The organism is Methanobrevibacter sp. (genome assembly GCF_017432245.1).
Lineage (GTDB): Archaea > Methanobacteriota > Methanobacteria > Methanobacteriales > Methanobacteriaceae > Methanobrevibacter.
The window spans coordinates 1-19007 of the sequence record NZ_JAFRJO010000052.1; the positions used below are offsets into that span (position 1 = coordinate 1).

Genomic DNA, 19007 nt, shown 5'->3' on the forward strand with positions numbered 1-19007 from the left:
AATTTACCTATCCAAAAAATTTATCTATGAAAAAAATCATTTCATAATAATGATAAAATTTAATATTAATATTAATCATATATAATATTATAATGATTGATAAATAATATATAATGAAAATATAATTATAAATCATAATCATATATTTTTTATCATAATTCTTAAGATAATTTAAATTGAAAAAAGAGGTATAACATGTTTGAAAAAGTACTTATTGCAAATAGGGGAGAAATTGCTATACGTGTTATGAGAGCATGCCGTGAATTGGACATGAAAAGTGTAGCAGTATACTCAGATGCTGATAAAACTTCTCTTTATACTAATTGTGCAGATGAAAGTGTTCCTTTAGGAAACCCTTCTCCAAGCCAGTCTTATTTGAACATTGAAAAGATCATTAATGCTGCAATTGAAACTGGAGCAGATGCAATTCACCCAGGATATGGATTCTTAGCTGAAAATCCAGAACTTGGAAGACAATGTGAAAAGAATGGAATCAAATTGATTGGTCCTAAAGGAGAGCATATTGAAAAGATGGGAGATAAGATCACTTCCAAACAATTAATGAAAGACGCAGGTGTCCCTGTTATTGAAGGTACTCCTGACGGAATCACTGATGTTGAAGAGGCAAAGGAAATCGCTGAAGCAATCGGATACCCTGTAATCATCAAGGCATCAGCTGGTGGTGGGGGAATCGGTATGCGTGCGGTTTATGAAGAGGATGAACTTGTACGTGCACTTGAAGCAACCCAGTCAGTAGCTTTGAAAAACTTTGGAGATGCAACTGTATTCATTGAAAAATACCTTGAAAAACCAAGACACATCGAATTCCAGGTTTTAGCTGATGAGCATGGAAACACCATCCATGTAGGAGACAGGGAATGTTCCATCCAAAGAAGACATCAAAAGCTATTGGAAGAGGCTCCTTCCCCAATCATGACTGAAGAATTAAGGGAAAGAATGGGTGAAAGTGCAGTGAAAGCTGCTGAATCCATTGGATACAATAGTGCAGGAACTGTAGAATTCCTGTATGAAAATGGAGAATATTACTTCCTTGAAATGAACACACGTATTCAAGTGGAACACCCAATCACTGAAATTGTAACTAATACTGATTTAATCAAAGAGCAAATCAAAATTGCATGCGGTGAAGAGTTGGAATACAGCCAAAAGGACATTCGGATAACAGGACATGCTATTGAATGCCGTATCAATGCTGAAAATCCACTTGCTGACTTTGCACCAAACCCTGGTAAGATTACAGGTTACAGATCACCTGGTGGGCCTGGTGTACGTTTAGACAGTGGAGTCTACATGAATTATACCATTCCAACTTTCTATGACTCCATGATTTCCAAATTGGTCACAAGTGGCCGTACAAGAAACGATGCAGTCAATAGAATGAAAAGAGCATTAAGCGAATACATTATTTTAGGTGTAAAAACCACTATTCCATTCCATAAGGCAATACTCAGAAATGAATCATTCCTTGCAGGTGACTTACACACCCACTTTGTGGATGAACATAAGAAATGGATCGATGCTGAAATGGAAAAAGTAATAGAAGAGGATTTGGAAAGGGTAAATCGTATGAAATCTACATTTATGCCTGGAAAGAAAATTGCTGCAATTTCTGCATCAGTTGGAACTTATTTCAATGCAGCGCAAGCTCAACAACTTAAAAAACAGAAATAAACAGCAAAGGATAAAATAAATTAAAATAATCTAAAATAAAAATAACCTAAAATTAAAATAACCTAAATAAATAAGAAAACTAACTCATAAATTAAACTCATATCTTAAGTGATTATTATGAAAAAAGAAATGATAAAGCTTTTACTAAGCCAAAATGTAATTTCAGAGGAAGAAGCTAAACGTTTAGACTTAATAAACGATGAGACTATTGAAGAAGCCATCAAGGAATTAGGTTTCGGAAAAACTGAACACATTACAAAAGATAAAATTTGCGAAAACCTTGAAACTGAAAAGATCGCTAAGGAAATCCTTTGTTTCAGAAAAGTGTTTTCCACCAATTCAATAGCTAAATTTTTAGCTAATCACGATGCCGAAGAGGGTACTGTATTGATTTCTGAAATTCAAACCAAAGCAAGAGGAAGATTGGGCAAGAAATGGGAAGCTCCTGAAGGTGGAATATGGATGTCTCTTATCTTAAGACCTCAAGTCCCTCCTGCAAGAATTGGTTTAATCACCTTGGCAACTGGTGTGGCAATAGCTAAATCCATCAGGTCTTTAGGTGTTGACGCTAGAATCAAATGGCCTAATGATGTCTTGATTCACGGAAAGAAAATATCTGGAGTTTTAACTGAAGTAAATGCAACTTTCAATGAAATCGACTGGATTGTTGTAGGTATTGGAATTGACAGCAACCTCAAATTAGAGGACTTCTCTGAAGACATTAGAATAGGCACAACCACCTTAACTGAAGAATTGCCTACTAAAGTCGATGAGAATGAACTCATTGCAATTTTCCTTAATGAATTTGAAAAGGTTTACCAATTATACAAGGATGGTGAAATTGAAGAAATCCTTAAAGATTGGAGAGACCTTTCAGATACCATTGGAAAATATGTAAACATTACCCAAACCGGTGGTAAAATTACCCAAGGATACGTTGTTGGAATCAATAACGAAGGCAGTTTAATCATTGAAAGACAAGACGGCACCTTAGAGAAAATCATCTCTGGTGAACTTAGAACCGTTGAATAATTTAAAAATAGTACTTAAATAAAATAAATAAAATGAAAATTAATTTTTCATTTTATTACCTCTTTTTTTAAAATTAGAATTTAAAATAAAAATGCAAAAAACTCTTTTTAGTTTTTTAATAGAAAATTAACTCTTTTGATTTTTCAACATCTTGAGATAATTCTAAAAACTCTTCAAATGAAGAATCTATTTTTTCATGCAATGCATTTAAATCCATATCTATTACATCCTGTGTAGACAAATCAATACGGATTGTAGCGGAAGCCCCAGGCATTCCAACTGCAGGTATTGTAATAATTCCAAATTCCTTCAATAAAAGCATAGCCCATAAGAAACAGCAATCCTTTTTTGAAAGCTCTGTTTCAACATTTAGCTTTTCTAATTGATCACTTAATGAATCTTCACTAATCATAACACCAGTTGGTGTCTTTTCAAACATTTCATATTTTTCACTTAATAATTCATAGAACTCTTCTTTTCTGGAAATTGCTTTTATCAAGTTCTCTTCAGTGTAATTCTTAATACCGTTTACCATAGCCAAAATCAGGGGAGGTTGAGCTTCAAGCCCAAATTGATTAGCTTTAACCTTTATTTCATCAATTAAATTTTTTTTACCTGCCATTAATCCGCCTCTAGGCCCTGGCATTAATTTATCTGTACTTGTAACCACCAAATCCGCTCCAAGTTCAGTGGCTTTTCTTTGATTGAAAACAGCAGTTCTAAGCCTTGCACCTGAAGCGTCATCAACAAGAACAGGAATATCCTTTTCATGAGCCATGTCAATGACTTTCTTAAATAAATTCTCATCAATTACCTTATGGTCCATTGTTGAACCGGTTACAACAACCAATGAAGTGTTATCAGGAATAGTGAACTTATCTATATCAATGAATTCATCATAGCTTGCTCCTGCAATTGCACAGGATCTTGGAATGGATGGGTGTGCTGGAAATTCAGCTAAGAAATGACTGACATGAGAACCTTCCTCAACTAATGCTAAAATAGTTGCCAAGATTCCGGAGCTTGTCCTATTGACTGCTAAAACCTTTTCTCCACCGAGATGTTCACGACCTACAACTTGAAGCTCATCTTCAAAAACAGCAGGCCCAACATATGTTTCCAAGAGATTCAATTCTTCATCACTTGCTATAAAACCACCGGAAAGTCCAGTAACATCATATAAGGAATCTCTCCCATTTTTGCTAATGATTTCCTTAATGATTTTCAATGCAGATTCCCTTTTCTTAACTTCATCCAATGAATTATTGACAATCATGATAAAACCTTAAAAAATTCTAAAACATAAAAAGTAACTAAAAAAAGTGAATTAAATTATAAATTAAATTAAAAAATAGATAAAAAATTCCAATAATGGAATTATAAAAGAAAAAGAATTAAAAAGAAATTAGTCTAAAAGACTTAATTCAAAATCAGAGAATGATTCAATGATTACTTTTAAATCCTTTTCACTGATGTCCATTTGAGTAAACTCTTCACCTTCAGAATATGCGTATTCCGCATGAACTATGTTTCCGTCAGGACTAGTGTATAACATTACAAAATCTTCTTGCTTTTCAGGATTTTTGGTAGGTAAACTGATAGTGAAAGAAAGACCTAACTGATTGAAGAATTTTTCTTTTTCCTCTTCATCCTTATTGCATTTTTTTAATTTTCTAATTCTTGATTTTAATTTCTTTTCAGCTGCTTCTGCAATATCTGCCATTGTATCACCAAAATAATCGTAAATTATAAAATAATCAATCTGATAAAAATTAAATTAAACTAATATGTAACTAATAAAATTAATTAATATAGATTATTATCATATTTAAAATAATTAGTATATAAATATTTAGTTATTGTCATTTGATTATTATTTGAAAAAATATTAGTCATGAAGATTAGTCATAAAGACTGTTTCCTTCACTGTCCATCGCTACAATGAGTGGGCCAAATGAATCTACATCCAAATCCCAAATAGCTTCAGGCATTCCAAGGTCTAGCCAATTAACTCCTTTTATTTCATTGACCTTGTCAACATACAATGCTGCACAGCCACCAGTTGCTACAACATAAACCGCATTGTTTCTCTTTAGGGCTTCCCTAACAGAATCATCCATTCCACCTTTACCAATGATAATCTTAGCGCCCATATCCAAAACATCCGCTTCGTATGGATTCATTCTCATGGAAGTTGTAGGGCCTACAGCAACCATTTTGTACTTAGGGCCGTTGGAATCATCTTCCTCTTGAATAATAGGTCCTGCATGGAATAATACTGCTCCTTCAATGTCAATTGGAGCTCCCTCTTCCAAGATTCTTTTATGAGCTTGATCTCTTGCAGTCAATATCTGACCGGAGATTGCAATAACATCTCCAGCTTTTAGCTTATTAATATCATCATCAGTAATTGGGGTTTTTAATTCTATCATGAATTCACCAAATAAATTTTATAAAAGTTTGAAACTTAAAATCATATTTTTAAAAAGTTCAAAATTAAATAGAATAAGTTTTATATAAAAAATTTCATATATTATATATTATATAATTTATTTATTTAGATATATAAAAATAATCTAAAATTTATTTTAAGAATAGCTTTAAAAGAAATAGTTTTAAAATAAAAATGATCTAAATTTATAAGATTTATTTTAGTTAATTGAAGAGTAAAGGTTGATTATTAATGTCCAGTATGAGTAATGTAGCAGGATTATCAAAATGGATTAGAACATTGCCTAATGCCAAAAGTTCAGTGCTAATGATAATTATACTAAGTTTTATTATAGGAGTTCTCCTATTTTTATTACAGCCTGTTAATGTAGGAAACGGATTGGAAGACTTCTTCTACGGAGGGGCATTCGGTTTTGTTGTATTCGGATTGCCTGCAATCATAACCGGTTCCACCGATCAATTATGGGTGGAATCCCTTAATGGAATCAACCTTAAGGCAAAACACTCCATGTTTTTAGCATTGGTCTCAATGTCCCTTGCAGGAATTGTAGGTATCATTGGAACAGCAGTAGGACTTATTTTCAATATGGATTTATTCTTTAACTCCATCCTATTCGCTTGTGTTATTGCATTTGGATTCAATATTCTCGTTATATTGGCTACAACTAGAATAAAGCTCTTCAATTCATTTGTCATTGCAATTATCCAACCATTGCTTATGATTGGAATGCTCATTATCACAAGTTTCCTAAACAATATTGATTACATATTCTCACTAGGATATATTACTACAATATTTAAAGTGCTTATAGCAAGTGTAATCTTCCTGATTGCAATTTATGCATTCATCAGTGTTGTAGAGTCCCCTATGAAAAAGAATTTAGGATTTGGAGCAATGGAAATCCTAAGTTATTTCATCTTGCATATGAATGAAGGGACAAATACAATTGAGCAATTGTTTGACAATGCTGGAGAAGCTATTGATACACTTGTAGGTGTTGCAAGCTTTAGAAGATTAGACGGTAGCATTAAAGCATTGTTTTTAAGCCCTTGTGTCCATCCAGGACCTCTTGGAGACATTGGAGGATCCAATATGCCAACCATATTGGCAAATAGCTTTGATGCATTCACTATGGTTGCACATGGTCCCTCAACCCACGACTTCAACCCAGTATCAAGTGATGAAATCGTCAAGATAGAAGATGCTGTAAGAAAGGCTTTAGACAATATGGAATACTCTCCTAAGGCAAGCGAATTCATTAGGTATTCCTATAAAAAAGCAAATGTCGGTGTTCAATTCTTCAAGAATGGAACCATTATGCTCTCTACATTTGCTCCATCAGGTAGTGATGACATTGAATATGCTGTAGGACTTGCAGCAATGATAGAAAGCCAGAAAGAATTAGGTACTGAAAACAATATCTTGGTTGACTGCCACAATTCATTCAACGAGGAAAAAGGTGGAGTTCTTCCTGGAAACCCTGAATTGTTCCAATTAATCGATACAATCAAGTTAATAGAGCCATTGGACTTGGAACATGACATTAAAATCGGATGTTACTATACAGACCTCGGCGGATTCGATAAGCATCAAGGAATTGGTGAAAGCGGTTTGAAAACCATGGTAGTTGAAGTTAATGGACAAAGAACTGCTTATGTATTATTCGATTCAAACAATATGGAATTGGGATACAGGGAAACCATTTTCAATGCAGTGAAAGACTTGGATATTGATGAGATTGAAGTAATGACAACCGATACACATACTGTAAACACCTTATCTGCAGGATACAATCCAGTTGGAACTGTAGAGAAGGAAAAGATTATAGAGTTTGTAAAAATTTCAATCAATGAGGCAATTAAAGATCTAGAGCCTGTAGAAGCAGGAACAAACACTGAAAGAATCTTAAATCTCAAGACATTCGGTCCGAATAATTCCACTGAGCTTATCTCTACCATCAGTTCCATCGTAGCGGTAAGTAAGATCATTGCTCCATTGACATTCATTGTAGCGATTATCTTTGTAATCATTTGGATATTCGTATTATAATTAATTCTTTTATACTGAGGTTAAAGCATGATAACTTGCAATGTATGTGGACATTTGAATCCTATTGGTGCATTAATATGTGAAAACTGTGGATCTGACCTTTCTGATAGCCCAGATTTAGGTGGATTCGACGAAGATGATGAATATTATTAAAGTTTTTTAATTTAAAAAACTTTTTTTCTTTTTTTCTATTTTTTAAAACTTTTTTATTAAAAAATTATTTATAAACTATTTTTCATAAAAAAAATATTACAAAAAACTTTTTTTTAACAAAAACATTGAATAAAAATAAGAAGTTAGATATAGTAAAAAATAGTGAGAAATATTAAAAAATAAATAAGATAAATAAAAAAAGAAACTAATTATTTATAAATAATTAGTTAAAATAGTCCATAAAATGAACCAACAGAATCCGAATGGAAGGATTCCATCCCATAACCAAGTTGAAAATCCTTTAACTTCTTCACCAAACATCTTTTCACAAAATTGGCCTATGAAATAAAGAATTACCAAACCTACTACAAATGCAAATACATGATTTGTAAATCCTAACATTCCAGTTGTAAATGCAGTGGATATGAGAGCTGCAACTATTGCCGCAACAATATGAATTGATACAGTTTTAACAGTGACATCCATTAATTTTTCCTCCAATAATAAAAATAAATATAAAATAATTTTGATTTTTTTATTTTGATTTAAATAAAAGTTTTTTAAAGTTTTAAATATAATTAAATCATATAAAAACTATAACTATAATTATATAAGTTGATATAATATATAAAATATTGCATGAAAAAATATAAAAAATATAAAAAATTACTGAAATCAGGAGATTTAAAGAATTTTATGAAAATAATTCAATCATTAATTATTCAAGTGATAAAATATGAAATCAATGACAAATGTTGACATTTACACAATATGTCAGGAATTAAATGATTTATTGGTTGGAGCAAGAGTGGATAAGTCATTCCAACCTACTAAGGATACTGTTGTAATGAGATTCCATAAGGCAGGAACTGGAAGATTGGATCTTGTTATACAAGCAGGTAAAAGAATCCATTTAAGCCAATATCCTTTAACAAACCCTCAAAACCCACCAAGTTTTCCAATGCTTCTTAGAAAGATAGTGAAAGGAGCAAATGTAGTGAGCGTTGAGCAGCATAATTTTGATAGGGTAGTAGAAATCAAGATGAAAAAGGAAGAGACTTACACCCTTATTGTTGAACTCTTTTCACAAGGAAACATAATTCTCTTGAATGAATCGAATGAAATCATATTGCCTCTAAAGAGAAAGCATTGGAGCGATAGGGACATAAGCTCTAAAAAGGAATATGTCTTCCCTATTGAAAATGGAATCAATCCAATCACTTTGACAATCGATGAATTCAAGGACATTGTGACTGGTGGAGATGATGAGGAGATAGTAAGGGTTCTTGCTAAAAATGGACTTGGTAGCCTATATGCTGAAGAGATTATGCAGAATACTGAAATAAGCAAGAAGGAATCCTGTTCAGCACTTAGCGGCGATGAAATAAATATCATTTTTAATGCTTTAAAATCAGTTTTTGAACCTTTGGAAAAAAGGCAGTTCACACCAATGATTGTAAACAATGAAAAAGAAGTAGAAAAATTGAAACAGGAAAATCCTGATAAGAAATACAAAGCAAAAGAAGATGTAATTTCAATCAAATTAAGTCAATACGAAGAATTTGAAGTGGAAAGCTTTGAAAGCTTCAATGAAGCCTGTGATGAATTCTACTCTTCCAAAGTGAAAAATGAAATAACTGGCATTCAGGAAGCCGCATGGAATAAAAAGGTTTCCAAATTTTCCAAAAGGCTTGAAAAGCAGGAAGAAACCTTGCATAACTTTGAAAAAACTATTGAAGATTCCCAAAGAAAAGGTGAACTTCTCTTTACCAATTATGTTCAAGTTGACAACATTTTAAATGTGATAAAAGGTGCAAGGGAAAAGGACTATGGATGGAAAGAAATTGGAAAAACATTAAAAGATGCAAAGAAATCTGGAATGGCTGATGCACAGATATTTGAATTCATGGATCCTTTAGGAAACATTACATTAAGAATAGATGATGTAAGCATAGCTCTTGATTCCAAGAAATCCATACCAGATAATGCTGAAGTATATTATGAAAAGGCAAAAAAAGCTAAGCGAAAAATAAAAGGTGCTTTAATAGCTATTGAAAACACTAAAAAACAACTTGCAGATATGGAAGCCAAAAAGGAAAAGGCCATGTCAAATATCATGGTCCCACAGAAGAGAGTCAAAAAGAATCTCAAGTGGTATGAGAAATTGAGATGGTTTGTATCAAGTGATGGAATTTTAGTTGTTTGCGGTAGAGATGCTGGTACCAATGAAGCTGTTGTAAAGAAATATTTAGAACAAAATGATATTTATTTGCATGCAGATATACATGGTGCTCCTTCAGTTGTAGCGAAAGTTCCATCCGATTCATTAAATGACAAATTGCTTAAAGAATTAGGTGAGTTTTCAGCTTCCTTTTCAAGTGCTTGGTCGAAAAACTTCACATCTCAAGACGTCTATTGGGTTGAGCCAGACCAAGTTTCAAAAACCCCAGTTTCAGGGGAGTTTGTGCCAAAAGGCGCATTTATCATTCGTGGACATAGAAACTATATTAGGGGAGCAAAACTTGAAATCTCAATTGGTCTTGTAGACTATGATGGTGATAAGCGAATAATGGCTGGACCAACTGATGCAATGAAACAACATACAAATAAATTTGTAACCATAAAGCCAGGCTTTACCAAAAAGGAAAAAATAGCTAAAGAGATATTGTCCAGAATCAATGAAGATGACATATTGAGTTTAGATGATGTTGTGAGAGTATTGCCTAGTGGAAAATGTGATTTTATATAAATCCTTTTTCTATTCTTTTTTTATAAGAATAATTAAAATAAAAAGATAAAATAGAATATCGTCTAAAAATATCTTAAAAAAATTAAAAAATAGTAATTAAAAAAAATATTCAAACTTTAAAAGTTTGAATTATTCTTCTTTTTCAAAATCCGGTTTGTAATACTCCAATGGATTCATGACTACAACATCTATCTTCGGATGAAGCTGATTTACGAAATTGGAAAATATTGCAGGATCCTGTTCTATTACAGGGAAAGTGTTGTAATGCATTGGTATGACAACTTTTGGAGCTAACCACATAGCTGCAAGTGCCCCTTCAAATGGGCCCATAGTAAACTTATCTCCAATTGGAACCATTGCAATATCTGGCTTATAGATTTTTCCAATGACATTTTCCATATCAGAAAAGAGTCCAGTGTCTCCTGCATGGAAAACTTTTGTTCCATCTTCAAAAGTGAATAGGAAACTTCCAGGATCACCAGCAGGACGGATTTCATTTGTAAAATCAATAGAAGAAGAGTGTTTTGCATCCAACATGGTTATTTTGATTCCTTGAATGAAAACGGAACCTCCAGTGTTCATGCTGACACAGTCAAAACCTTGTTCCCCTAAGAATAAGGAAATTTCGTGGTTTGCAACAAGTGTAGCATTTGTATTGTTAGCTATTTCCATTGCATCTCCAAAATGGTCAGAGTGACCATGAGTGATACATATGATATTTGCATCCAATTCCTCAACAGGAAGTGGACAAGCAGGATTATTGCTAATAAATGGGTCAACTAATATCTTTACTCCTTCATCACTGATTAATTCAAATGCAGAATGACCTAACCATCTAATTTCCATAAGTTTCACCTTTTTTCATTTCTTAGTAATAAAAGTTAAAAGTAATTTTAATTATTTTTTTCAACAAGTGCATTAATATCCAAATCATTAGCTATATTCCAAGAGGATTCAAACAATACCTTAATGTTTTCAACAGATCCCTCATCATCATAAACTGCACCATATTCAAAATCATCCTCATCTAGACTATTGGAAATCAATAATGCATGAGATGTATCCCCGATTAAGTTAAATGAGTCTACAGAAGGCAAAGTCTTGATTTCAACCCCTTTCTTAATGAGAGAGCTTAATAAGAGAACATATGAAATGTCCTCCAAATCAAATTCTTCAATAATGACTCTTGACTTGATCTTTGTAAGGCTTGACAGGAATCTATCTCCCATATCCTTAATGGTAGGGGCTTCCAAAAGTATCTCTTCTTTTGAATGACTTGCAACTTCCTCAAAAGCTTCTTGAGAAGTCAAGATGCCTTTTTCACAAATGACATAACTATTTAACAATTTTGGAATAGGTATTGATTCCGGATTATTAGGGTCTATTGTAATGGTTTCTTCATTGCCACTTGCAATTCCAGAAACAGGAGCCACAGCAAGTTCTTCAGACACATTTGGAGTGTGAACTTTTGGAACAGGCCTTGGAATTTCAACAGACTTAACTTTAGGTTTTGGAGCCGCAATATTGGATTTCTTATGAGGTCTGGATAAGTTAGCATTTGCATCTTTTTTAGAAGCTATAGGATTTGTTGAAGCAATGGATGTTGGTCTTGGCAAGTTTTCAACATCAACAGCCAAATCAGGAGTTATATATCCTAAATCATCAGTTTCTCCTTTAACATCAACTGTTAAATCCTCTTCAATTGTTTCCTCTTCGTAATCACCATATACTATGCCATGTTCATCCCTATAACCCTCATCTGCATAGATAGGGGTTATGAAATCCTCTTCAGCAGATTCATCATATATTACATTATTATAAAGAGTATTTTCAGATTGAGACAAAATATAAACCGGTTCATCTTGGGGTTCTAAATCAATCTCATCAATAGGCATGATGATTTCTTCATCAATGGTTTTTGGCATTAGGCTGTAGCTTTCATCAGATACCTCGTTATCATAAACTGTTTCAGCATCACCAACACTAGCTAAAGCCTTTGAAATTTCACTAGACCTTTTAGGAGCATTAGCCAAATTAATTGTTTCGCTGGATTTCCTTCTTGGTCTGCGAGTAACTTTCATAGGTTTTTCATAATTTGGAGTGAAATAAACTGTATCAGGACTGGATTCCCCTTGATCTTCCTCCAAATAACCGTAGCTTCTTTTCTTAGGATTGTTAGATTTTCTAATAGATGGGAGTTTGAATTTAGGCTTTTCTTCATTCACTGGTTTAGTCTTGAGAACCTGTTTGGATTGGTCTACTGGTTCATTGAATCTTGGTTTAGGTTCTGCTTGTTGACTGCTATTTAAGTACTCATCAAGAGTCATTGAAGAGGAACTAGATTTTGATTTTGAATTTCCATCCAATTTGGAATTAACTAAATCCTCAACCTCTTTAGCACTTTCCACAACACGGGATAAAGCATCATTTTTAGATTTCTGATTCAATCTATTGCGTCTTGAATTCCTATTAAAGCTTCTTGAATCCAAAATCCTTATAATAAATGCCTGAAGCAATTTGTATATACCAAAAATGGTGATTAAAACACCAATAATTAGAATTAAATCTATGAGGCGATAAACGATACTTCCATAAACAAGAACTAAACCAATAACTGTTAATAAAATACCAGTAAATATATCTAACGAATCTGCCACAAATACCCACCTTAAATATAAGTAAATAAATCAATTAAAATTTGGTTAAATTAAGCATAATATTAATAAATTAAGCATATTATTAATAAATTAACCATTATTAATATTTATTTATAATATTAATCATTTATATAATTTTGTTTTTAATGAATAAAAAAAGGCCTAAAAATTAGTAAAAAAACTAAAATATAATAAAAAATCGATTAAAATAAAAAATCTATGTTAAATTGATAGTCTAAAATAAATAAAAACAAAATTGTATAAAATTTAAGAGAATAAGCAATTTATATGAAAATTTATAACGGGGATATGGGGAGAAATTATAAATCTGGAATGGTGGAAAATTGATGAAAATCTCAGAATTCAAAAAATGATATAATATTATAAAAAGAATAAAAAAGATAAAAAAATTGTTAAATTTATATTAAACAAGAAAATTACAGTTTATTTAAAATATTAACCTCAAATAATTATTTAAATAAGAAAAAAAGACAATATTTAAATAATAAATATTAAAAAAATTAGAAACAATGAGGTGATAATATGATTTTTGAAAAATATGAAAATGAAAAACGAATTTCAGCCATGAGAGAAAAATTAAAAAGAAATGCCGAAATAATTTCAAAAGATGAATATGGCCAAGGAGCTGCTGAATATATCCTATTATTTGGAGGAGTGATAGTGATAGCTTTGGCAGGATTGTTGATTTACAGATCTTACTTTAGCAATAATACAAGTGGATTAAATGCTACACAAGACATATCATCAATTAGAAACAATGTAAGCAGCATTTATTAAATCTGCAAAATTCCTCGATGGCAATACAATGAAAAAACTAGAATCTCTAAAAGTCAATAATCGTGGACAAACAAGTGTTGAAGTAATTCTGCTGATAGGTTCCATTTTAGTGATTTCAATCATTTGCGGAACTTACATTTATAAAATTAATTTGGAAATCAATGACTTATTCAATCAAACACTTGCTAAAGGAAGACTGTTTTTATTTAACAAACTAAAATAAAATATAATTTATTCTTCTGGTAAAAATCCTAACAATAATAAAAAAAGTAAAAAAGAAAAAATAATAAATCTTTCTAACTAAATAGAAAACCCCCGCAAACTAAATGTTAATGGAGATTTATTATTTTATGAACATGAATTAAAAATTGAAAATAAATAAAAAAGAATTAAAAGATTATCAGATCTAATCAATTAATCTTTCTAAAGTTGCTTTCCAAGAAGCTGAAGAAACATTAGTTAATTTCATTCCAGTTCTTTCAACAACGATTCTTTCTTGAGGACATACATTAGCACATGCACCACATAAAACACAGTATTCCTGATTGAATTTAGCTACATTGTCTTCAAGTACAACTGCATTACATGCACAAAGGTCTACACAGGATCCACATCCTACACATTCCTCTTCAGTAGTTGTTATTTCACCATCGAATGGTTTAGTGACTTCTGCTGCATCTACAGGACAGATTTCCTTACACCATCCGCAGTTGATACAATCTGATCCAATGAATATGTCACCAGTGATTTTAGGTTTTTCAATTTCTTCACTGTGCATACAGGTAACACATACTGTTTTGATTGCTTCTTGAGGACATACTCTCTTACATACACCACAGTAGACACATTTATCCTCATCCACTTCAATGGAACAAGCATCAGGAGTATTTACAACAGTGATTGCATCTGCAGGACATAATTCTGCACAAGCACTACAGTAGATACATTCCTCATCGTTTATTGAAATTTCACCTTTCAACAAGTCATTTCTATCAGGCAATTCTCTTTTGAACAATATTGCATCTTGAGGACATGCTACAGTACATCTTCCACAGAATTCACATGCTTCATCATCAATTGCAGATTCATGAGTCCAGGTCGGATAAGCAGCTAAGTCTTTAGAGCTTGAACCATCAATTTCAAAGTCCAATGCCCCAAATGGACATGCAGATGCGCATAATCCACAGATTACACAAGTATCCTCATCAATTGCAAGCTTGTTTCCTTCAACTTGACCTCTTGCAATACCTAAAACATCCCCTAAAGCTAAGGAGCTGGTTGGACAAGAGTCAGCACATATTCCACATGCTAAACATACATTATTATCATAAGATAACTTTCTTGTTTCGCTTCCATCTCTTTGAATAAAAATCATAACAATCCCACACTTAAATAAATATCTAATTGTTATATCATATAAAGTATACTAAATAATTTTAATATATTTAATACTATATTTATCGACATGAATATATAAACATAACGATTTAATTTTAGGGAGCAATTAAATATTTTTGAAAATTTCATGAATTTTTAAAAAATACTTAATTTAAATAGTTTATACAAATAAATTAAAGATAAAAATGGTTTAAATTAAAAATAAAGGATAAACTTACGAAAAAATTAGTAATAAAAAATAAGCAAAAAATGATAAAAAATAATATATATTGGGATGTAAATCCATAAAAGTAATAAAAAAATGAAAAAATGGAATTGATTATATCAATTCGCCTTTCTGATTGATTTTTCCTTGACGTATACGTGTGGAAGAAATAGGTATTCCATCATCTGCCAAGACAAAACTTACGACAACTATATCAAGTGGCTTCATGCCTTTACTAACTCTGATTTCATTGATTTTAATAGCATTAGGTTCTGTTTCCTCACTTACAACAATAGCATCATAATCTTCATCATGAATGGTTGGGCCATAAGGATCATCCAAACGGGAAATATGGAAATTCTTATATTTTGTACCCAAAAATTCATTTAAATTAGCCATACGAACATCACAGGAGTCAATGTCTCCCTCTTTTTTACCTGCAAAAACATTGGAAGTTACACCAATCTCAACGTTTTCACCAATTTCAAAAGCCTTAGCAATCAAGCTTCTATGACCATAATGAAATCTGTCAAATGTTCCCCCAACAGCTACTCGTTTATACTTTGCCATAATAATCATGAAAGAAATTTTTTAAAATCAGTATTTAAAAAAAAATCAATTTATCTACAATTAAAATTTAAATTTAAACTTATATAAACTTAATGAAAATTATTGAAAAATTGATAAAATAATAAAAAATGAACAAAATTGAAAATAAACAAAAATAATTAAAAATAGAATTAAAATAAATAGAATAATGAAAATAAATAAAAAATATTTAAAAACAGTAAAAATAAATTAAAATAAATAAAAATAGAATTAAAAAATATTTAAAAAATAAAAATTATAGAATAAAACTTTAAAAGAATTATTCTATTTATCCAATCAAATAATCAATTAATCTAGAATGGTATAAGTGCATAATTTTTAGGCTCATTATAAGATTTGGTATTCCAATTCTTAATGTTACCTAATTCATTTCTGCGACTTGTTGCATCAGCAGTATACCAGGTTTGTGATATAGGATCATAAACTTGAGCCCATACGTGACCAGTATTTAATCCGCTAGCGAATTTACAGTTCTTTGCATGGGAATATCTTGCATAAATACCTACAGAACGGCACATTGCTACAATCAAGTTAGCTTTATCACAGCAGTTACCTTTTTTAGAACTGAAAGTACCTGTTGCTCCTTTTAATGAATTTGTATAGAAACTGTATCCAATACCATCCCTTACAAATTCAAAGATAGCATTCGCTTTAGCCCTAGGACTTGATAAACCAGCTGTTAATTCTTTAGCTTTCTTTTTAATAGCATCATTAAGTGCGGATTTTCCTCCTGTCTTCAAGTATTTTGCAAATGCGTCTGAATCAAATATCTGTCTGTAGTTTAGGATTTTACCATTTTGACTAATGGAAATGGAGTATCCTCCTCTAACAATACTGGTTTTAACTGTTACAGAAGAAGGCAATTTTTTATGATTGCCATAATAATCCAATGCAGCAGTGAACGCATAAATATAAAGGTTTGCTTCCATTTTACCTAAATTAGTTTGAACGTTATTAGGAATACGATTTTTGGAATCAACAAAACCTGTCACACTTTTCGCTAAATTAAGGTATTCCGCTTTAGTTAACTTACCACTAATTTTACTTCCAGAGGAATTGTAATTATTTGATAAATCCTTAATCTTAACATTTGCTTTTGAACCGCTATTTAAGTTGGTTAAAGCACCAGCCATAAGATATGCAAATTCATCCATAGTATACTTTCTGCCATCAATATTTACACTGTATTCCTTATTTAGGATATTGATGTACTCTACACGGACTTTTAAATCCTTAGCTGCAGTAATGATCTTTGATATGCTGATTGATGGTTCAACAACTTTAACCTTTGTTGAAAGTTTAGATGAATCATAATATTCATTTCCAGCATAAGTCACTTCAATAGGATAAGTTCCTAATTTGTAATTCATTACCATAGAAACTTGACCTTTTGAATTGGTTGTTTTAGAAAAGGTCTTACCGTTAAAGATAATGGTCACTTTCTTATTTGCTAAGGCTTTTCCGCCAGAATTTTTCAAAGTGATATAATAATCAAATCCTTTCCCAACAGAATCAGCAGAACCTTTTAAATAAGTAGATCCCTTTAGAACAGTTAAAGTAGGACTTGCAGAAGATTTGACAAAAACATCATTTCCTGAAAAACTAATTTTCATATTTAAAGTACCGAGATGCTTTATAGGAACAATTACATTTCCTTTTGAATTAGTTTTTAAAGTATATGATTCATCCTTATTGGTTATTTTAACAATAATCTTTTTGCCGTTTACAGGATCCCCATTAACTTTTTTGAGACTTACAACAAAATCTTCACCATACTTAAATGAAGTGGATGAATATGATAATGTTGTTTTACATTTAATAGGTTTTATATATGCTTTAGTTGAGGAGCTATACAAATTATCATTACCTGCATAACTAATGATAACAGAAAAATTCTTTTTAGAGTTTACGATAAGTTTAGCTTGACCTTTAGAATTTGTGTATTTAACAAAAGTTTTATTCAAGCTAGGAACTTTAAATCTGATTTTTTTACCAGAATAAAGATAATCAGACTTTACATTCTTAAAAGATACTGTTAAAGCAGTTGACCTAGGTACACTAGTATTTGAAATAGTTAAGCTAGTCTTACTTTTTATAACTTTAAAAGTAAAATCTATTTTTGAAGCTTTGAATGAACTATCTCCCTTAAAGCTAGCATAAGATTTAAAAGATCCAATGTTAAAGAAACTAAACTTTACTTGCCCTTTAGCGTCAGTGGTGCCAGTAAAAACTCTTTTTTTGCTTGGAACATTTAGATAAATCTTTTTACCTTTCAATGCCTTACCATTATTATCTTTTAATGTGATAATAAGTTTAGTTCCTGATGATATCTTAGTGTTAGTTACTTTTAAGCTAGTAGAAACTGGCTTGCTAGAAGTGTTTTTATTTTCGATATCTTCAAAAGTAACTTCATGACTATTATCATCTGTACTTGGATTTGAACTGGAATCACCTACGGACAATTCTTCATTATAAGAGTTTCCAAGTGACTCAACAGATTCAGAATCATAAGAATCACTAATAAGATTAGAGTTATCTGGATTATTAGACATATCTAAAACATCACTAGCAGATACTCCGCCTATTGCTATAAAGAATAAGCAGAGCATTGTCAAAAGCAATGCTTTTTTCTCTAACGAAATTTTTTCACCTCAATACACTAAAAAAATACAATTTAAAAGTTTTAAAAAATACTCTTAAAATCTAAATATCTTTAAATTATTTTTTATTTTACTAATGCAATAAAAAATATGAGCTCTTCAATAAAAATCTAAAAAAATTTAATATTGTTAGACTTGCTAAAATATTAAAATCTTATTAAAAAATCTTTATTAAATGAAATAAAAACTCATAGTATTCTATTGAAAATTTATTCAATGAAATACTAAAAATAAAGATAATTCAACTAATTTTAGATAATATTTTTTTAATGTTATGTATAATTAAGGGCATAATACCTTATAAATCTTTCCCATAAAAATTTTTAAAAATAAGAAACGTATGCCTCTGAAATTAAATAAATCTAACTAAATAAAGTTTTTTTAATTTTAAAAGACATTAAAATCGGCTAAAATAATTTTCTGAATTGTTAACTATATAAAAATTAAAATTAACGATTTATAGTGAATAATAATAAAAAACGATTAATTATTCGAATTAAGATAAATAAAGGGCTAAACTTAATTATTTTATTAAAATTTAATAGGATAATAA

The 19007-nt window shown here is 31.0% G+C and carries 16 protein-coding genes; 7 read left to right on the plus strand and 9 right to left on the minus strand.

The genetic code is table 11. The annotated features are described in order from the left end of the window. Positions 1 to 195: 195 nt before the first annotated feature. Together IJI80_RS04565 and IJI80_RS04570 are read left to right on the plus strand one after the other, a co-directional pair. A complete protein-coding gene (locus IJI80_RS04565; RefSeq protein WP_292788040.1) occupies positions 196 to 1692 on the plus strand; it encodes an acetyl-CoA carboxylase biotin carboxylase subunit in 1497 nt (498 codons plus the stop codon). Between the two features lie 117 nt (positions 1693 to 1809). Then, on the plus strand, positions 1810 to 2724 hold the full coding sequence (locus tag IJI80_RS04570; protein ID WP_292788043.1) for a biotin--[acetyl-CoA-carboxylase] ligase: 915 nt from the start codon (positions 1810 to 1812) through the stop codon (positions 2722 to 2724). 115 nt (positions 2725 to 2839) lie between these two features. Here IJI80_RS04570 and IJI80_RS04575 read toward each other — a convergent pair whose 3' ends face one another. The 3 genes from IJI80_RS04575 to IJI80_RS04585 all read right to left on the minus strand — a co-directional run bounded on the left by IJI80_RS04575 (position 2840) and on the right by IJI80_RS04585 (position 5156). Beyond that, a complete protein-coding gene (locus IJI80_RS04575) occupies positions 2840 to 4000 on the minus strand; it encodes a TIGR03576 family pyridoxal phosphate-dependent enzyme (RefSeq protein ID WP_292788047.1) in 1161 nt (386 codons plus the stop codon). 129 nt (positions 4001 to 4129) lie between these two features. Further along, complete coding sequence (locus IJI80_RS04580) at positions 4130 to 4447, minus strand: hypothetical protein (RefSeq protein ID WP_292788048.1); 318 nt, start codon at positions 4445 to 4447, stop codon at positions 4130 to 4132. A 178-nt stretch (positions 4448 to 4625) separates the two neighbouring features. Continuing rightward, the gene (locus IJI80_RS04585; protein WP_292788050.1) at positions 4626 to 5156 is read right to left on the minus strand and encodes a FumA C-terminus/TtdB family hydratase beta subunit; all 531 of its coding nucleotides are present in this window, start codon (positions 5154 to 5156) and stop codon (positions 4626 to 4628) included. 251 nt (positions 5157 to 5407) lie between these two features. On the opposite strand from IJI80_RS04585, the gene IJI80_RS04590 reads away from it, so the two are divergent. Continuing rightward, positions 5408 to 7225, plus strand: coding sequence for a DUF2070 family protein (locus IJI80_RS04590; RefSeq protein ID WP_292788051.1), 1818 nt, complete (start codon positions 5408 to 5410; stop codon positions 7223 to 7225). A 27-nt stretch (positions 7226 to 7252) separates the two neighbouring features. Further along, complete coding sequence (locus IJI80_RS04595; protein ID WP_292788053.1) at positions 7253 to 7378, plus strand: hypothetical protein; 126 nt, start codon at positions 7253 to 7255, stop codon at positions 7376 to 7378. 213 nt (positions 7379 to 7591) lie between these two features. Here the strand turns inward: IJI80_RS04595 and IJI80_RS04600 are convergent, their stop codons facing one another. After that, positions 7592 to 7864, minus strand: coding sequence for a hypothetical protein (locus IJI80_RS04600; protein WP_292788054.1), 273 nt, complete (start codon positions 7862 to 7864; stop codon positions 7592 to 7594). A gap of 250 nt (positions 7865 to 8114) precedes the next feature. Here IJI80_RS04600 and rqcH point away from each other — a divergent pair, with 250 nt between their 5' ends. Next, positions 8115 to 10127, plus strand: coding sequence for a ribosome rescue protein RqcH (rqcH, locus tag IJI80_RS04605; RefSeq protein ID WP_292788055.1), 2013 nt, complete (start codon positions 8115 to 8117; stop codon positions 10125 to 10127). Between the two features lie 129 nt (positions 10128 to 10256). Here the strand turns inward: rqcH and IJI80_RS04610 are convergent, their stop codons facing one another. Then, complete coding sequence (locus IJI80_RS04610) at positions 10257 to 10973, minus strand: metal-dependent hydrolase (protein WP_292788056.1); 717 nt, start codon at positions 10971 to 10973, stop codon at positions 10257 to 10259. A gap of 47 nt (positions 10974 to 11020) precedes the next feature. After that, a complete protein-coding gene (locus IJI80_RS04615) occupies positions 11021 to 12784 on the minus strand; it encodes a DUF308 domain-containing protein (RefSeq protein WP_292788058.1) in 1764 nt (587 codons plus the stop codon). Between the two features lie 585 nt (positions 12785 to 13369). On the opposite strand from IJI80_RS04615, the gene IJI80_RS04620 reads away from it, so the two are divergent. Beyond that, complete coding sequence (locus tag IJI80_RS04620) at positions 13370 to 13582, plus strand: class III signal peptide-containing protein (RefSeq protein WP_292788060.1); 213 nt, start codon at positions 13370 to 13372, stop codon at positions 13580 to 13582. Positions 13583 to 13610: 28 nt separating this feature from the next. Further along, positions 13611 to 13805, plus strand: coding sequence for a class III signal peptide-containing protein (locus IJI80_RS04625; RefSeq protein WP_292788061.1), 195 nt, complete (start codon positions 13611 to 13613; stop codon positions 13803 to 13805). 183 nt (positions 13806 to 13988) lie between these two features. Here the strand turns inward: IJI80_RS04625 and fwdF are convergent, their stop codons facing one another. From fwdF to IJI80_RS04640, 3 genes are all read right to left on the minus strand, one after another. After that, entirely contained in the window at positions 13989 to 14957 is a 969-nt protein-coding gene (gene fwdF, locus IJI80_RS04630) for a tungsten-dependent formylmethanofuran dehydrogenase subunit FwdF (RefSeq protein WP_292788062.1), read from the minus strand. A 342-nt stretch (positions 14958 to 15299) separates the two neighbouring features. Beyond that, positions 15300 to 15761 carry a phosphopantetheine adenylyltransferase gene (locus IJI80_RS04635; RefSeq protein WP_292788064.1) on the minus strand — a complete coding sequence of 154 codons (462 nt, stop codon included), beginning with the start codon at positions 15759 to 15761 and terminating at the stop codon, positions 15300 to 15302. Positions 15762 to 16087: 326 nt separating this feature from the next. Continuing rightward, a complete protein-coding gene (locus tag IJI80_RS04640; protein ID WP_292788065.1) occupies positions 16088 to 18403 on the minus strand; it encodes a transglutaminase-like domain-containing protein in 2316 nt (771 codons plus the stop codon). Between the last annotated feature and the right edge of the window lie 604 nt (positions 18404 to 19007).